This window comes from Pectobacterium brasiliense (assembly GCF_013449685.1).
GTDB lineage: Bacteria > Pseudomonadota > Gammaproteobacteria > Enterobacterales > Enterobacteriaceae > Pectobacterium > Pectobacterium brasiliense_A.
In genome coordinates this window covers 37,660-54,164 of the sequence record NZ_JACDSF010000003.1, presented here as the reverse complement: position 1 = coordinate 54,164, position 16,505 = coordinate 37,660, and the positions used below count along the sequence as shown (strand labels likewise).

General features: G+C 55.2%; 13 protein-coding genes. 6 read left to right on the top strand and 7 right to left on the bottom strand.

Translation table 11 applies throughout. The features are described 5' to 3' along the window. Nucleotides 1–10: 10 nt before the first annotated feature. The 7 genes from H0248_RS01375 to H0248_RS01345 form a co-directional block, all read right to left on the bottom strand. Nucleotides 11–1,690: a dipeptide ABC transporter ATP-binding protein gene (locus tag H0248_RS01375; RefSeq protein ID WP_180784390.1), complete on the bottom strand. Its 1,680-nt coding sequence runs from the start codon at nt 1,688–1,690 to the stop codon at nt 11–13. Beyond that, nucleotides 1,687–2,547, bottom strand: coding sequence for an ABC transporter permease (locus H0248_RS01370; protein WP_014913680.1), 861 nt, complete (start codon nt 2,545–2,547; stop codon nt 1,687–1,689). Before H0248_RS01370 ends, H0248_RS01375 begins: the two co-directional genes overlap by 4 nt. Beyond that, on the bottom strand, nt 2,544–3,488 hold the full coding sequence (locus H0248_RS01365) for an ABC transporter permease (RefSeq protein WP_014913681.1): 945 nt from the start codon (nt 3,486–3,488) through the stop codon (nt 2,544–2,546). Before H0248_RS01365 ends, H0248_RS01370 begins: the two co-directional genes overlap by 4 nt. Before the next feature lie 27 nt (nt 3,489–3,515). Further along, on the bottom strand, nt 3,516–5,153 hold the full coding sequence (locus tag H0248_RS01360; protein WP_180784389.1) for a TIGR04028 family ABC transporter substrate-binding protein: 1,638 nt from the start codon (nt 5,151–5,153) through the stop codon (nt 3,516–3,518). A gap of 303 nt (nt 5,154–5,456) precedes the next feature. Then, the gene (gene ghrB, locus H0248_RS01355) at nt 5,457–6,419 is read right to left on the bottom strand and encodes a glyoxylate/hydroxypyruvate reductase GhrB (RefSeq protein WP_039279989.1); all 963 of its coding nucleotides are present in this window, start codon (nt 6,417–6,419) and stop codon (nt 5,457–5,459) included. A 106-nt stretch (nt 6,420–6,525) separates the two neighbouring features. Then, the gene (locus H0248_RS01350; RefSeq protein WP_240345938.1) at nt 6,526–7,026 is read right to left on the bottom strand and encodes an N-acetyltransferase; all 501 of its coding nucleotides are present in this window, start codon (nt 7,024–7,026) and stop codon (nt 6,526–6,528) included. Beyond that, a complete protein-coding gene (locus tag H0248_RS01345; protein ID WP_180784388.1) occupies nt 7,023–7,586 on the bottom strand; it encodes a DNA-3-methyladenine glycosylase I in 564 nt (187 codons plus the stop codon). Before H0248_RS01345 ends, H0248_RS01350 begins: the two co-directional genes overlap by 4 nt. Nucleotides 7,587–7,872: 286 nt before the next feature. On the opposite strand from H0248_RS01345, the gene H0248_RS01340 reads away from it, so the two are divergent. The 6 genes from H0248_RS01340 to H0248_RS01315 all read left to right on the top strand — a co-directional run bounded on the left by H0248_RS01340 (nt 7,873) and on the right by H0248_RS01315 (nt 16,410). Then, entirely contained in the window at nt 7,873–8,679 is an 807-nt protein-coding gene (locus H0248_RS01340) for a sulfite exporter TauE/SafE family protein (RefSeq protein ID WP_180784387.1), read from the top strand. 127 nt (nt 8,680–8,806) lie between these two features. Next, nucleotides 8,807–9,721, top strand: coding sequence for a glycine--tRNA ligase subunit alpha (glyQ, locus tag H0248_RS01335; RefSeq protein ID WP_010286428.1), 915 nt, complete (start codon nt 8,807–8,809; stop codon nt 9,719–9,721). Nucleotides 9,722–9,730: 9 nt separating this feature from the next. After that, nucleotides 9,731–11,800, top strand: a complete 2,070-nt coding sequence (gene glyS / locus H0248_RS01330) for a glycine--tRNA ligase subunit beta (RefSeq protein ID WP_010286430.1) — start codon at nt 9,731–9,733, stop codon at nt 11,798–11,800. Nucleotides 11,801–12,150: 350 nt separating this feature from the next. Beyond that, nucleotides 12,151–12,855 (top strand): DUF3053 domain-containing protein, encoded by a 705-nt coding sequence (locus tag H0248_RS01325; RefSeq protein ID WP_180784386.1) that lies wholly within the window; start codon nt 12,151–12,153, stop codon nt 12,853–12,855. Nucleotides 12,856–13,292: 437 nt separating this feature from the next. Beyond that, the gene (locus H0248_RS01320; protein WP_180784385.1) at nt 13,293–15,200 is read left to right on the top strand and encodes a PTS mannitol transporter subunit IICBA; all 1,908 of its coding nucleotides are present in this window, start codon (nt 13,293–13,295) and stop codon (nt 15,198–15,200) included. Between the two features lie 61 nt (nt 15,201–15,261). After that, nucleotides 15,262–16,410 carry a mannitol-1-phosphate 5-dehydrogenase gene (locus H0248_RS01315; protein ID WP_039501779.1) on the top strand — a complete coding sequence of 383 codons (1,149 nt, stop codon included), beginning with the start codon at nt 15,262–15,264 and terminating at the stop codon, nt 16,408–16,410. Nucleotides 16,411–16,505 lie beyond the last annotated feature (95 nt).

Genomic DNA, 16,505 nt, shown 5'->3' with positions numbered 1-16,505 from the left:
AGTCCTTGGTTTAGTGCGAATGGTGAATTTGAGCGTGGTGCGAGCGGGCAAAAACCGGGTGTTGCTGCCCGGGGATGGCCTCGATGAGTTCACGGGTGTAGCGATGTTCGGGCTGGGCGAAGATCTGCTCCACCGGGCCGGATTCAAGCTGTTTGCCGTGGTACAGCACGGACACGGTGTCGGCGATTTGGCGTACCACCGCTAAATCGTGCGAAATGAACAGGTACGTCAGCCCGAGGGATTCCTGTAGCTCGGCCAGCAAACGCAGAATTTGCGCCTGCACGGTGACATCCAGTGCGGAAACGGCCTCGTCCAGCACCAGTATCTGCGGTTCCAGCACCAGCGCTCGGGCGATGGCGACACGCTGGCGTTGGCCGCCGGACAGCTCACGCGGTTTGCGTGACAGAAGCGCAACCGGCAGGGCAACGCGCTCGAACATCTCATGAATTTTTCGCTCCCGCTGCGCGGCGGTATGGCGATTAAAATTGCGCAGCGGTTCCTCGACGATGTCGTAGAGACGCTGCGACGGATCGAGCGAGCTAAAAGGGTTTTGATAGACCAACTGGATTTTCTGCCGGAACTGCCGCAGCGCTTCACCTTTCAGATGCGTGATGTCGGTACCGTCGATCAGAATGCGCCCCGCGCTGGGGTGATGGAACCCGAGCAGACTGCGTGCCGTGGTGGTTTTGCCGGAACCAGACTCGCCAACAATGGCGTGCGTTGTGCCGCGAGCTACGCTGAAAGAAACGTCATCCACTGCCCGAAAATGTTCCCCTTTACGACCCGACAGGGGAAAGGTCTGCACCAGATTTTCAACCGAGACAATAATGTCAGGATCAGATGCATTGTCGCGTGGTAGGCGCGGAGTGGGATTAAGCGACGGCACGTTCGCCAGCAGCGTGCGGGCATAGTGGCTTGAGGGCGCGCTGAGCACCTCAAGCGTTGGCCCCTGTTCCTGAATGTAGCCGTTCTGGAAGACCAGCAGCCGATCGGCGCGCTCGGCCGCCACCCCCAGATCGTGCGTGACGAACAGCACCGCCGTCCCATTTTCGCGCCGCAGTTCATCGAGCAGATCGAGAATATGTTTCTGTACCGTGACATCCAGCGCGCTAGTGGGCTCATCGGCAATAATCAGCGCGGGTTTTAGCGCAATCGCAATGGCGATCAGGACGCGCTGTTTCATGCCGCCAGACAGCTCGTGCGGATACTGCTTTGCCCGCAGCTCCGGCTGGTTTAGCCCCACGCGTTCCAGCAGCGCCAGTGTTTTCTGGCGGATAGTCTGGCGATCTTCCCGCTGATGAATACGCAGAATCTCGTCCACCTGCTCGCCGATGGTCTGCACCGGGTTCAGGGAGCTGGTGGGATCTTGCGGGATCAGGCTGATCTGTGCACCGCGCACGCTATCCAATCGCTTCTGTGACCAGCCGCTGATATCCACGCCGTTTAGCCGAATAGCGCCGCGCGTAAGCCTACCGTTCTCGGCCAGCAAACCGATAACCGCCTGCGCAGTGGTGGTTTTCCCTGAACCGGATTCCCCCACCAGCGCTACCACTTCACCGGGCTGAATATGAAAAGAGACGCCTTCCACCACGGTCTGCTCACGATCGTCACTGCGATAGGCAATCGTGACGTTTTCCAGAGCCAGTACGGGCACGGCCGCGCTGGTTTGTAAGCTGGCTGACAGGCTCATCGTTCCGTCCTCCTGATCGACTGGCTGATACGGTTAGCGGACAGCACAACGAGTACGACAATCAGGCCGGGGAAGGTGGTTAGCCACCAGGCGGTTGCGATGTAGTTGCGGCCTTCGGCGATCAGCAGACCCCATTCCGGCGTGGGCGGCGGTGCGCCGTAGCCGAGGAAGCTCAGCGTGGAGATAGCCAGAATCGCGCTGCCGAATTGCAGGGCGGCAAAGGCGAAAACGGTAGTCAGTGAGTTCGGCAGGATGTGTCGCCACAGCACGCTGAAAAAGGTGCCGCCGCTGCCATAGGCGGCTTCGACGTAGTCGCTGTGGCGCACGCGCAGCACTTCTGAACGCACCAGTCGGGTGAAACTGGCGACGGAGGTGACGCCCACGGCAATCGCGGCGTTAACCGTGCCGAAACCCAACAGGATAATGACGCTCAGCGCCAGCAGCAGGCCGGGAATGGCCAGCAACACATCAATGCTGCGCATCACGACGCTATCCAGCCAGCCGCCAACCGCGCCCGCCAACAGGCCGAACAGGCTGCCGAGCACCAGACCCAGCCCGACGGCGATAACCGCGCCCGAAAGCGAGTGCACCGCGCCATAAACGATGCGTGCATAGAGATCGCGCCCCAACTGGTCGGTACCGAGCCAGTAGTCGGCGTCAGGTGCCAGCCGCTGTGCGCCCGCGATGCCTTCCGTCGGGCTATAGCCGGTAAACCAGCCGGGGAACAGTGCCCAAAGTGCGACGGTCAGCATCACCAGCCAGGCCAGCACCAGCCCCGGCTGAAAGGCGTAGCGACGCAGCAGAGGCCGCTTGCGCAGAAGAGGAAATGTAATTTTTTCCAACTGTACGGTAGTCATAGCGTGGCTCCTGGCGTGCTTTTCAGGCGCGGATCGAGAAGGGGATAGAGCAGGTCGACGGCCAGATTGACGACAACAAAGGCGGCGGCGGAAATCAGCACGATGGCCTGCAATACGCTGCTGTCCTGATAGTTCACGGCTTCCTGCGTCAACTGGCCGAGCCCGTTACGGCCAAACACGGTTTCGGTAATCAGCGCCCCTGCAATTAGCTCGCCCAACAGCAGGCCGGCGATGGTCAGTGTGGGCAGCATCGCGTTGCGGGCGATGTGTCGCCAGAGTACGCCGCTGCGGCTGGCGCCTTTGGCGCGGGCGACGGCAACAAACGGCTGGGTTTGTACCTGATCGATGCTGCGCATCAGCACCTGAGCAAGCGGGGCGGAAATCGGCAGCGCCAGCGTGAGAACAGGCAAAATCAGCCCTTCCCATTCGCCGGGGTTAATCACTGGAATCAGCCCCAGACGGAAAGAGAAAATCTGAATCAGTACGATGCCGAGCCAGAAGGTCGGCACGGAAATAAACAGCGACGGCAGCGATTGCAATGCGGTTCGCAGCCATTGGAACGGCGTTAACGTCGATAAGAACGCGAGGGCAAACGCCAGCAGCCCAGCGGCGATGAAACCCAGCACCGCGAGCAGTAGCGTAGGCGGCAGATTCGCGGCAATCAGCTCGGTGACCGGCACGCCCGCCTGAAGAGAGAGGCCGAGATCGCCCCGCAGGATCTGGGCTATCGCATGAAAATATTGCGTGAGTACCGGTGTATCGGCACCGTAGGACAAACGTAACTGCGCGATCTGCTCGGCGCTGAGGCCGAGCTCTGGGTTTTGGAACTTGATCAGTACCGCATCACCCGGCATCGCCTGAAGCAGGATAAAAGACAGAGTAAATGCCGCCCACAGGACGAGCAGTGCCTGACCGATGCGCAATGCCAGATATCGGTTCATGATGACCTCCTCCTTCTTTCTTCTGTGTTACTTATCCAGCCAGGTGTTGTAGAAGCTGGGGCGACCGACGGCTTCAAACGCGATGCCTTTTGTGGTGGGTGCGCCTGCAAACACCTGCGGTTCTTCAAAAATAGGAATGACGTAGGCCTGATCGATCAGGTAACTCTGCACCTCTCCAACCTGCTCCAGCCGCTTGCTGCGGTCAGTTTCAGCGGCGATGCCATCCAGCAGAGTATTCAGATGCGGATCAACAAAGTCCTTCACCTTGTCGCTGGAACCGCCTTTTTGCAGCAGGACGTTACGTACCGTCGGGTAATACTGGCTTTTCAGCACATCCGGGTCGGCACGGCCTACCATCGCCGGAGCCACGCCGGTTTTCAGCGGATCCAGGCTATCGACGGTTTTGCTGCCTGCATCGCCTGCCAGCACGTTCAGCTTCACGCCGACTTTTGCCCACTGTTGAGAAACCAGCTGTAAGGTTTCTTTGTTCTGTGGTTGCGGCAGGGATTCATAGGCGGTCAGTTCCAGCGTTTTGCCATCCTTTTGCCGTAATCCCTGCGAGCCGGTTTTCCAGCCTGCGTCATCTAACAGTTTGTTGGCCTGTATGGGATCGAACGTGAGTTTGCTAGAGAGATCGACATAGCCAGCGGCGGTTTTAGCCAGCGGTGATGTGGCCTGTGGGTAGTTGTCTGAGAACAGCGTATCGATGATCTCTTTGGTGTTGGTGGCGTGCAGCAGTGCTTGGCGCACGCGGATATCGGCGACCAGCGGATTATCCGGGCGGAAAACCACGCTGTTATTGACGCCGCGCGTCGGCGGGGCATAAAGATTGAAGCCCTGACTCTGCACCCGCTTCTCATCATAGGCCTGAATCTGACGAATGAAGTCAGCCTGACCGGATACCAACGCGCCAATACGTACGCTGTCTTCCGGGGTCACCAGATAGGTAATAGCGTCCAGATAGGCGCGCCCCTGATGCTTCGATTTAATCGGTGCCCAGTTGTAATCCTTACGGGCGGTCAGTTTCAGTTCGCGTCCCAGTTTCTCGCTGCTCACCACGAACGGGCCGGAGCCAATAATGTTTTTAGCATTGCCTAACTGATTGAAATTGCGCGCCAGCGTACTGAGAGAAACCAGACCGGAACCGATGGTCGCAGTCCCTTGCAGAAAGCCCGGAGACGGCTTCTTAAAGTAAAACTTCACCGTGAGCGGATCGATGACTTCACTGCGCAGGTAGTTATTGATGACCTCGGAAACCGGCTGGTTGAGTGCCGTATTCCCTAAACCGTAGGTATCGAAGTTTTTCGCTACCGCGTTGGCATCCAGCGGTGTGCCGTCAGAGAAGCTAACACCGGGACGAATCTTGAATGTGTATTCGGTGTTATCCGCGTTGACGGTCCAGGATTCCGCAATCCACGGCTCGACCTCCAGCGTTTCGGGGTTCTGATACGTCAGTTTATCGGTTATCTGATTGAGAATGCCGCCGTTCGGGTAAAACCCGCCTGCGGGCGTATAGAGGTTGGTGTGCGCCTGCTGTTCCAGATAAATCAGCGTGCCGCCGATTTTCGGTGTGTCGTTCGCTGCCTGTGCACTTAACGCACCGCCCATAAGGAGCAATGAGGCAAAAATAGTGAGTTTCTGATGAGGATGCAAAAAAGTCGCCACGATGGTTTTCCCTACAGGTAATGGTTTTTATTAAATTTGTTTTTTATCAGGTAAATACGCGTATCGATTACGTCCTGAAACGGGGAATACAGCAGAAGACGTTAACCGCTCGTTACAGCCGATACTTCCATAGGAGGTAGGAAACAGCAAAGAACAATACCGGTATTGGTTATCCAGTTTTTAGTTAGGAAAAAGCATGGTTTTTGCGAGAAATCGCCGCGTTTCGCGTGTGATGATGGGGTTGGTTCGTGGGGAAAAGCAGCGCTGCGAAAGCGTCGTCGCAGCGCTAAGGTCGACTTAAGGCTATTTCAAAACCTGCGGATTTACGCAGTTTTCTTTTACCTGGCCGCTCAGGGCAGCAATCAGGTTGTCAACGGCGCAGGCGGCCATGCCGTAGCGGGTTTCATGCGTGGCAGAACCGATGTGCGGCAGTGCAACGACATTAGGTAAATCCAGCAGTGGAGAATCGACGGGCAGCGGTTCTTTGACAAACACATCCAGACCTGCGCCCTGAATTGTCCCTTTCACCAGGGCTTCCGTCAGCGCGTCTTCATCCACAACAGCACCACGACCGATATTAATCAAAATGGCGCTGGGCTTCATTTTTGCCAACTGCTCGCGGCCAATCAGATGATGCGTTTCCGCCGTGAGCGGTAGCGTGATACAGAGGAAATCAGATTCAGCCAAGAGCGTATCGAGATCACAGTGGCGGGCATTAAAACGCTGCTCGGCTTCGGCGTGATGGCGGCGTGCGTTGTACAGAACCGGCATGCTGAAACCAAAGTGGGCGCGTTGCGCGACGGCCAGACCAATGCGGCCCATCCCCAGAATACCGATGGTTTTATGGTGAACGTCGGTACCAAACCAGTCGCTGCCTACCCCCTCTTTCCATTCGCCCGCCTTGACCCGCTCGGCCACTTCCACGACCCGGCGCGCGCTGGCGAGCATCAGTGCCAGAACCGTATCCGCTACCGTTTCCGTCAGCACGGTCGGGGTGTGCATGAGAATCACCCCTTTTTCATTCAGCGCGTCGACGTTAAAGGTGTCATAACCGACTGAAATGGTGGAGGCCGCGCGTAAACGCGGTGCGTGTTGTAGGAAATCTTTATCGACTTTACCGCCGGAACCAATAATGCCTTCGGCCGTTGCCAGAGCGGGGTGGTCGAGTGAGGGAAAGGCGTCAAGTTCAGTGACGGTGAAGTGTTGGTCTAAACGAGCACGCAGGTCGTCAGCAATTTTTTTATACAGGATAACGCTAGGTTTCATCACAAACTCCAGCAGATTAAGGAAGTTAACGTAGAAATAGCTCATCGAATAATCGCGTAGCTGGCGAGAGACTGCAAGCGATACCGCCCCCCGCATCTGCCCAAGGTTAACCGTGATTAATGGGGGATTTGCACGATTGGGATGATGAACGATCGCCTCCTCGCAAACACACAGGATGTTTCTGCGCCCACTGCATGATGAGTGCGGTGGCCTGTGTATCCTGATTGACGTTTTCCTCCACGATGACAAATCCCTGCTTATGGTAGAACCGGCAGGCGCGCGTATTCTGTTGATACACTTCCAGGCTGAGTAAGGGGTACTGTGCCTGAACATGCTGGATCAGCGCTGTACCAATCTGCTTGCCATAATAGGCGTGTTCCACAAACAGCGCGCCGATGAACCGTGCTTTCAGCACGCTGATAAAGCCGATGAGGCTCCCTTGTTCCTCATAAACCCAGGTTTGTGACTGGGGAATATAGATCTCACGTACCGCGCTGGCACTTTCTCGCCAGTAACCTTCACGAATAAACGGATGCGCCAGAGTGGTGCTCTTCAGCCAAAGCTGCATCAGCGGTTCGAGATCGGGGTCGCGGTAAGGTCGAATCATGACGTGCTTTCCTGATGACAAAAGCAGTCGGTGACATGGTCGTTGACCAATCCACCCGCCTGCATGAAGGCGTAACAGATGGTTGAGCCGATAAATTTGAAGCCACGTTTCTTCAGGGCCTTGGACATGGCATCCGAAACGTCCGTTTTGGCTGGCACCTCGGCGAGCGAAGCGGGGTGATTGAGGCGCGGTTGGTGTTCGACGAAAGACCAAATGAAGTGCGAGAAACGCTCTCCCTGACTTTCCATTGCTACCCACGCTTTTGCATTGGTGATAATCGCCTCGATTTTTCCACGATGACGAATAATGCTGCTGTCCTGCACCAGTCGCTCGACGTCATCCTGCGTCATCTGCGCCACTTGCTCAGGATCGAACTGGTGGAAGCAACGGCGATAGTGTTCGCGTTTTTTCAGGACGGTAATCCAGGAAAGACCTGCCTGCTGGCCCTCCAGACACAGTAACTCAAACAGCTTCTGGCTGTCGGTGCAGGGTTTCCCCCACTCGTTATCGTGGTAATCCTGATATAAGGTGTCTTGTGTAACCCAGCCGCAGCGTTGCATACCTTTCTCCTGATTAGGGTGAGCCGTTCATTGTAAGGCGTCTGTCGCAAGTAGGATTCGATCATGGCACTTATGTTGCTGTATATGCAACCAGTGTTTTGCGGGCGTGCTCGCAGATATGAAAGGTCGTTTGCGGATGGGGCAGAAAGTCGTCGCGGAATCATGAATAATGTTTCACCAACAGCTTAGGGCTATTTATTCGCTTTATTCGCTCAAGGCTGTTCATTAGCTCAGGGCTGTTCAATCGATCATAAGAAAAGTATAGACAGAGACAGGGGTACAGGGAATGGCAGTAGAGTGGGTAGCAGCCTATCTGGCATTAGGCGCGGTAGTTGGTTTTATGGCGGGGTTATTGGGTATTGGCGGTGGCGGTATTATGGTGCCAGTGCTAACGGCGCTGTTTGCTGCACAGGGCGTGGAGAATACGCATTTGGTGCATCTGGCGTTAGGTACGTCAATGGCGGCCATCGTCGTCACGGCAATTTCCAGCCTGCGCACGCATCATCAACATCAGGCGGTGCTTTGGCCTGTGGTGATGCGGATTACGCCTGCCATCCTGATTGGGACATTCGCGGCCACCTGGCTGGCGACGCTGTTGCCGACGCGGGCGTTGGCGATCTTTTTCTCCTGCTTCATGGCTTACGTTTCGCTGCAAATGGTGCTGAATATCAAGCCAAAACCGCAGCGCCAGTTGCCCGGTACGGCTGGCGTGTCGCTAGCGGGACTGGTGATTGGCAGCATTTCGGCGCTGGTGGCTATCGGTGGCGGGTCGCTCACCGTGCCGTTCCTGACGTGGTGCAACGTCCGTATTCAGCAGGCGATTGGCACATCGTCGGCGGTGGGGCTACCCATTGCCCTGTCCGGCGCGCTGGGCTACATGATTAACGGCTGGTCGACGACGGGGTTACCTAACTACAGCGTCGGCTATGTCTCTCTGCCTGCCGTTCTCCTGATTTCTGCTGTCAGCTTCTTCACCGCGCCCGTTGGGGCTCGTCTGGCGCACCGTCTGCCCGTGGCGACGCTGAAAAAGGCCTTTGCCGCGCTGCTGCTGCTGCTGAGCTTGAAGATGTTGCAGACCGTTTTTTCAGGCTGATCCTGAAATTTGAAAGATGATGACGGGGGATTTGCACTTGTTGCCGCATTCTGGCTGTATATCTTGCGGTCAGAGGGTATACTGGCGCATTCCTTATAAATCCACTTGTATCGCGCGCGAATCCAACATGCAAAAGTTTGATACCAAGACCTTCCAGGGCCTGATCCTGACGTTACAGGATTATTGGGCTCGCCAGGGCTGCACCATTGTTCAACCATTGGACATGGAAGTCGGCGCAGGCACTTCACACCCTATGACCTGCCTGCGGGCACTGGGACCGGAGCCGATGGCTGCCGCCTATGTGCAGCCTTCTCGTCGTCCGACCGATGGGCGCTACGGTGAAAACCCGAACCGCTTACAGCACTATTACCAGTTTCAGGTCGTTATTAAGCCATCACCGGACAATATTCAGGAGCTGTACCTCGGTTCTCTGAAAGAGCTGGGTATGGATCCGACCATTCACGATATCCGCTTCGTGGAAGACAACTGGGAAAACCCAACGCTGGGCGCATGGGGCCTGGGCTGGGAAGTCTGGCTGAACGGTATGGAAGTCACGCAGTTTACCTACTTCCAGCAGGTTGGCGGTTTGGAATGTAAACCGGTGACGGGCGAGATCACCTACGGTCTGGAACGTCTGGCGATGTACATTCAGGGCGTTGATAGCGTTTACGATCTGGTCTGGAGCGATGGTCCGTTAGGGAAAACCACCTACGGCGACGTGTTCCATCAAAACGAAGTCGAGCAGTCGACCTACAACTTTGAACACGCTGATGTCGATTTCCTGTTCAGCTGCTTCGAGCAATATGAGAAAGAAGCGCAGCACCTGCTGGCGCTGGAAAAACCGCTGCCTTTACCGGCTTACGAACGCATTCTGAAAGCGGCGCACAGCTTTAACCTGCTGGATGCGCGTAAAGCGATCTCAGTGACCGAACGCCAGCGCTACATTCTGCGTATTCGTACCCTGACCAAAGCGGTTGCGGAAGCCTACTATGCCTCGCGTGAGGCGTTGGGTTTCCCGATGTGTAATAAGAAAGAGAGCTAAGAGGCAGCAATGACTGACAAGACTTTTCTGGTGGAAATTGGCACGGAAGAGCTGCCGCCGAAGGCTCTCCGTAATCTGGCAGAATCTTTTGCCGCGAATTTCACGGCGGAGCTGGATGCCGCCAATCTGGCACACGGTGACGTAAGCTGGTTTGCCGCGCCGCGCCGTCTGGCGCTGAAAGTGGCACGCTTAAGCGCTTCTCAGCCCGATCGCGAAGTAGAAAAACGTGGTCCGGCGATCTCACAAGCGTTTGATGCTGAAGGCAAACCGACCAAAGCGGCAGAAGGCTGGGCGCGTGGCTGTGGTATTACCGTTGAGCAAGCTGAACGTTTGACGACCGACAAAGGCGAGTGGCTGCTGTATCGCGCCCACGCGAAAGGAGAACAGGCGCAGACACTGCTGGCTGGCATGGTAAGCACTGCATTATCGAAGCTGCCGATTCCAAAATTGATGCGCTGGAGCGACAAAGAGACGCAGTTTGTGCGTCCGGTGCACACGGTAACCATGCTGCTGGGTGAAGAACTGATCCCCGGTCAGGTATTGGGTATCGATTCCGCTCGTACTCTTCGCGGCCACCGCTTTATGGGTGAAGCTGAATTTACGATCGATAACGCCGAACAGTATCCGCAGATTCTGCTGGAGCGCGGTAAAGTCGTCGCTGACTACGATGCGCGTAAAGCGAAAATCAAAGCCGATGCAGAAGAAGCCGCACGCAAGATTGGCGGTAATGCCGATCTGAGCGACAGCCTGCTGGAAGAAGTCACCTCGCTGGTGGAATGGCCAGTGGTGTTGACCGCGAAATTTGAAGAAAAATTCCTCGCGGTGCCGTCCGAAGCGCTGGTTTACACCATGAAAGGTGACCAGAAGTATTTCCCGGTTTACGACAACAGCGGCAATCTGCTGCCAAACTTCATTTTTGTTGCCAATATCGAATCCAAAGATCCACAGCAGATTATTTCCGGTAACGAAAAAGTGGTGCGCCCGCGTCTGGCTGACGCCGAATTCTTCTTCAATACCGACCGTAAGAAGCGTTTGGAAGATCACCTGCCGCGTCTGGAAACCGTCTTGTTCCAGCAGCAGTTAGGTTCATTACGCGACAAAACTGACCGTATTCAGGCGCTGGCTGGCTGGGTTGCTGGTCAGATTGGCGCTGATGTGAATCACGCGACGCGTGCGGGTCTGCTGTCCAAGTGTGACCTGATGACCAACATGGTGTTCGAATTCACCGACACGCAGGGCGTGATGGGGATGCACTATGCGCGTCATGATGGCGAAGCGGAAGATGTTGCTGTGGCATTGAATGAGCAGTATCAGCCACGCTTTGCGGGTGACGAACTGCCGTCTTCTGCGGTGGCGTGTGCGTTGGCGATTGCCGACAAAATGGATTCGCTGGCAGGGATTTTTGGCATCGGCCAACACCCGAAAGGCGACAAAGACCCGTTTGCGCTGCGTCGTGCTGCCCTCGGTGTGCTGCGCATTATCGTCGAAAAACGTCTGCCGCTGGATTTGCAGACGCTGACCGAAGAAGCGGTGCGTTTGTATGGCGATAAGCTGTCTAATGCCAAGGTTGTGGATGACGTGATTGAGTTTATGCTCGGTCGCTTCCGTGCCTGGTATCAGGAAGAAGGCCACAGCGTGGATACCATTCAGGCGGTATTAGCGCGTCGTCCGACACGTCCGGCTGATTTCGATGCCCGCGTGAAAGCCGTCAGCCACTTCCGTTCGCTGGATGCCGCCGCAGCGCTGGCAGCGGCTAACAAGCGCGTTTCCAACATTCTGGCGAAGTCTACCGATACGCTGAACGAGAGCGTCAACGCTGCCGTATTGAAAGACGCGGCGGAAATTACGCTGGCCACGCACCTTGTCGTGCTGCGCGACAAACTGACGCCGCTGTTTGCTGAAGGTCGCTATCAGGAAGCGCTGGTTGAGCTGGCCTCACTGCGTGAGCCTGTCGATGCGTTCTTCGATCAGGTGATGGTCATGGCGGAAGATGAGCAGGTTCGAGTGAACCGCCTGACGCTGCTGAGCCAACTGCGTGAGCTGTTCTTGCAGGTTGCGGATATTTCCGTGCTGCAATAACGACAATAGCGTTACGTCATCCCCACCCCCGAGTCGGTTCGCCCGTTCGGGGGTTATTTTTTTCCGCGCCGCAAAGCGTCCCGCCTCACCCCGCGGTATCGATTTGTATCGATCCGTATCGACTGACGACTCCGTTGGTAAAATCCTATCGTCGCTCCGTGTATCCCGATGCTTAAACAATCGGTATTCGTTGTCAGAGCTGGCCTTTTTCTGCACAGCCAACCTGATTCGACTATGCTTATGTCGTAGAAAATCTTGTCATGGAAAATCCGTCGTCAGCGTGTTTTTGTTTGAATAAAGCATGGCTGGTGGGGCAGTAAGCGTAACAGGAGTAGGGAATGAGAAGGCTGATGACGTACCGTTCACGCTGGCTGCTGCCAGTTCTGGTTATTCTTGCGGCATTGCAGCTGGCTGCCTGTGGTGACAGCGAAGCCGATCAGCGGAAGGCATTCGTTGCGTTCCTGCAAAGCGTGCAGTCGCAGCAGGATGGGACATTGCCGACGTTGACGGAAGAGCAGAAGAAGAATTTTGGCAATTTCACTAACGATTACGCGATGTTAACCACCTTTTCTCAGCAGTTTAATCAGGCCGTGTCCGGCAGTTTAACACCGATGTTGGGACAAATTTCCCGTATTCGTGTTCCTAAAGACTATCTGACGCAGCGTGATGATCTTCGCCAATCCATCGGGGCAATGAACCTGCTGAGCCAGCATGTGCAGTCGGCGAAAGTGCAGGCGGACAACGCCCATCGGCTGCTAAAACAGCCCGAAGACGTGCAAATACCCTATGAGCGGTTGTATGCACGCACGGTAATACAGCCTACCAATGCGCTGCTACCTGCCATTCCGAATGCGATTGCCTTCGCACAGAGCCTGATTCAGATCGGCGATTTCCTTCAGGCTCAGGGCGATCAGGCGGTGTTTAATGGCACGTCTGTGCAATTCCGTACGCCGCAACAGGTGGCGCAATATAACAGCATGGTGGCAGCGTTACCTCTACAGCAGCAGAATTTAATGAATGCGCTCAGAGGAATAACTGGCGTGAACTATCCCTAACTGCGTCGTGCTCCGACGCTTTAGCGATGCGATATGGCAGAGAGGTATTCTGGATAAGATGCGTGTGGCTGGTGAGAGGGTAAAAAATAAATTGTGATTAACATCACATAAATAAAACAAATACAGACCTGAAAAGTGTGATTAACATCACACATAAGTCGCGGTGTTTGTCTAAAAATCTGTTTAGTTTTTCATTTTTAATGGTTTTTTGTGAAGTAAATCACCTATTTGTATCGTTGATGTAGGGTGGTTGTGTGATTTTTGTCACGTTACCGCCATGGAGTTGCGGTATGAAAACAGCGTGTTAGAGTCCGCGCTGCATACAGTAATAATGACGGAAGTCTTCTTGTGGTAATCGGTGTTTTTATTGCCACGCCGTCTCACGATAATTACCACGCGCTCTTATTGTCAGCGCGTTTCAATAGGGGTGTGTTTTTATGCTTTCACCAGATATTAAGATCAAGGTGCAAAACTTTGGTCGCTTCCTCAGTAATATGGTCATGCCCAATATTGGCGCTTTTATCGCCTGGGGTATTATTACCGCGCTGTTTATCCCTACTGGCTGGTTCCCCAATGCAACATTGGCGAAGCTCGTCGGTCCGATGATTACCTATTTGCTGCCATTGCTGATTGGTTATACCGGCGGACGTCTGGTATTCGGTGAGCGTGGCGGCGTGGTGGGTGCGATTACGACGATGGGTGTGATCGTCGGGACCGATATCCCGATGTTCCTCGGCGCCATGATTGTGGGCCCGTTGGGCGGCTGGGCGATCAAACGTTTTGACCGCATGGTCGACGGTAAAATCAAGAGCGGCTTTGAAATGCTGGTCAACAACTTCTCTGCCGGTATCATCGGTATGTTGTTGGCAATCCTGTCGTTTTTGGCGATTGGTCCGCTAGTTGAAGTCTTCTCTCAGGTGCTGGCTTCCGGCGTTAACCTGATGGTGCAGAACAACCTGCTGCCGTTTACGTCTATCTTCGTTGAACCGGCGAAAATTCTGTTCCTGAACAACGCCATTAACCACGGTATCTTCTCACCGCTGGGCATTCAGCAGGCGACGGAAACGGGCAAATCTATTTTCTTCCTGATCGAAGCGAATCCAGGCCCGGGTATGGGCGTGCTGATGGCGTACATGTTCTTCGGTCGTGGGAATGCGAAAGAATCAGCACCGGGTGCGGCGATTATCCACTTCCTGGGCGGGATTCACGAAATCTACTTCCCTTATGTGCTGATGAATCCGCGTCTGATTATTGCGGTGATTCTGGGCGGGATGACCGGCGTGTTTACGCTGAGTGTACTGGGCGGCGGTTTGGTTTCTCCTGCGTCTCCAGGCTCCATTCTGGCTGTGCTGGCGATGACGCCAAAAGGCGCTTACTTCGCTAACCTTGCCGCTATTGCAGCGGCTTTCGCGGTGTCCTTCATTGTGTCGGCGATTCTGCTGAAAAGCACCAAGCAAAAAGAAGAAGACCTGGGCGATGCAACGCGCCGCATGCAGGAAATGAAAGCGTCTTCTAAAGGTACGGCGACTAATGTCGGTGTCAGCGGTGATATGAGCACCGTGCGTAAAATCATCGTAGCGTGTGACGCCGGTATGGGTTCCAGCGCGATGGGTGCGGGTGTGCTGCGCAAGAAAGTTCAGGATGCTGGGCTGACCAACATTTCGGTGACTAACAGCGCGATAAATAGTTTGCCGGACGATGTCGATCTGGTGATTACGCACCGCGACTTGACCGAACGTGCGATGCGTCATGCGCCGCAGGCACAGCACATTTCGCTGACTAACTTCCTTGATAGCGGTCTGTATAGCGATCTAGTGGCACGTCTTACCGCAGCACAGGGTGCCGTGAAGTCTGAAGCCGTCGCGACGCTAGCACCTGCTGTCGCCGACGCACAGGCTAACCTGTTCCAACTGGGTGCAGGCAATGTGTTCCTGAATCAGCATGCGACAGACAAAGAGCAGGCAATCCGTTTCGCCGGTGAGCAACTGGTGAAAGGCGGCTATGTCGAGCCTGCGTATGTTGAAGCGATGCTGGAACGTGAAAAGCTGACCTCCACCTATCTGGGCGAATCGATTGCCGTGCCGCACGGTACGATTGAAGCGAAAGACCGCGTACTGAAAACGGGCGTTGTCTTCTGCCAATATCCTGAAGGCGTTCGCTTTGGCGATGAAGAAGATGAGGTTGCGCGTCTGGTTATCGGTATTGCCGCTCGCAACAACGAACATATTCAGGTCATCACCAGTCTGACCAACGCGCTAGATGATGATGCTGTCATTGAACGTCTGGCACAGACCCAGGATGTTCAGGATGTGCTCGACTTACTCTCCGGTAAAAAGAGTGCCTAATTGATGTGGCTAGGGCCGCCTGCGGGCGGCCTCTTTTTATGTTTTTTTAAGGTTATGTCTCATGAAAGCATTACACTTTGGCGCGGGTAATATTGGCCGTGGGTTTATTGGAAAATTGTTGGCCGATGCCAACGTCGAACTGACATTCGCTGACGTCAATCAGCCGCTGTTGGATGCCCTGAACAGCCGTACCAGCTATACGGTGCGGATTGTCGGCGATAACACGCAGGTTGATACCGTGAGCAACGTTAGCGCCGTTCACAGCGGCAGCCAGGATGCCGTCGCGCTGATTGCCGTGGCCGATCTGGTGACGACCGCTGTGGGGCCGCAGATTCTGGAAAAAATCGCCGGAACTATCGCTCAGGGGCTGGTTAAGCGTCATAACGACGGCAATACCCGGCCGTTGAACATTATTGCCTGTGAAAATATGGTGCGTGGCACCAGTCAGTTAAAACAGCATGTGTTGAAACTGCTGCCGGAAGGCCATCAGGAATGGGTGGTTGAGCACGTGGGATTCGTGGATTCCGCCGTGGATCGCATCGTTCCTCCTTCCGAAGCCGGTAGCGACGATGTGCTGGCGGTGACGGTAGAAACCTTCAGCGAATGGATTGTCGATAAAACCCAGTTCTGCGGTGAACCGCCAGCGATTCCCGGCATGGAACTGACCGACAACCTGATGGCATTTGTCGAGCGTAAGCTCTTTACGCTGAATACTGGCCATGCGATTACGGCCTACCTCGGCCAGCAGGCGCGTCATCAAACGATCCGCGATGCGATTCTCGACCCGAAAGTCAGGGCCGTGGTCAAAGGCGCAATGGAAGAGAGCGGCGCGGTACTCATCAAACGCTACGGTTTTGATGCAGAGAAACACGCGGCCTATATCAACAAGATTCTCAGCCGCTTTGAAAACCCGCATCTGCACGATGACGTAGAGCGCGTTGGCCGTCAGCCGCTGCGCAAGCTGAGTGCAGGCGACCGTTTGATCAAGCCGCTGCTCGGCACGCTGGAATACCATTTGCCGCATGACAACCTGATTACCGGCATTGCTGCCGCGATGCATTATCGCAGTGAACAGGATCCGCAGGCGCTGGAACTGGCTGAATTAATCCGTACTCAGGGGCCGCAGGCGGCGCTGGTGCAGATTTCTGGTCTGGATGCTGACAGCGAGGTTGTCGCGCAAGCAGTGAATGTGTATAACGCCATGCAGTAATCGGCGTGTCTCGTCATCAGGCAGGTGTGGTCTTTTCGACACTCTGTAAGGTATGCGGGCGACGTCGGGGATAGGATGTCGCCACACCTGCCGGT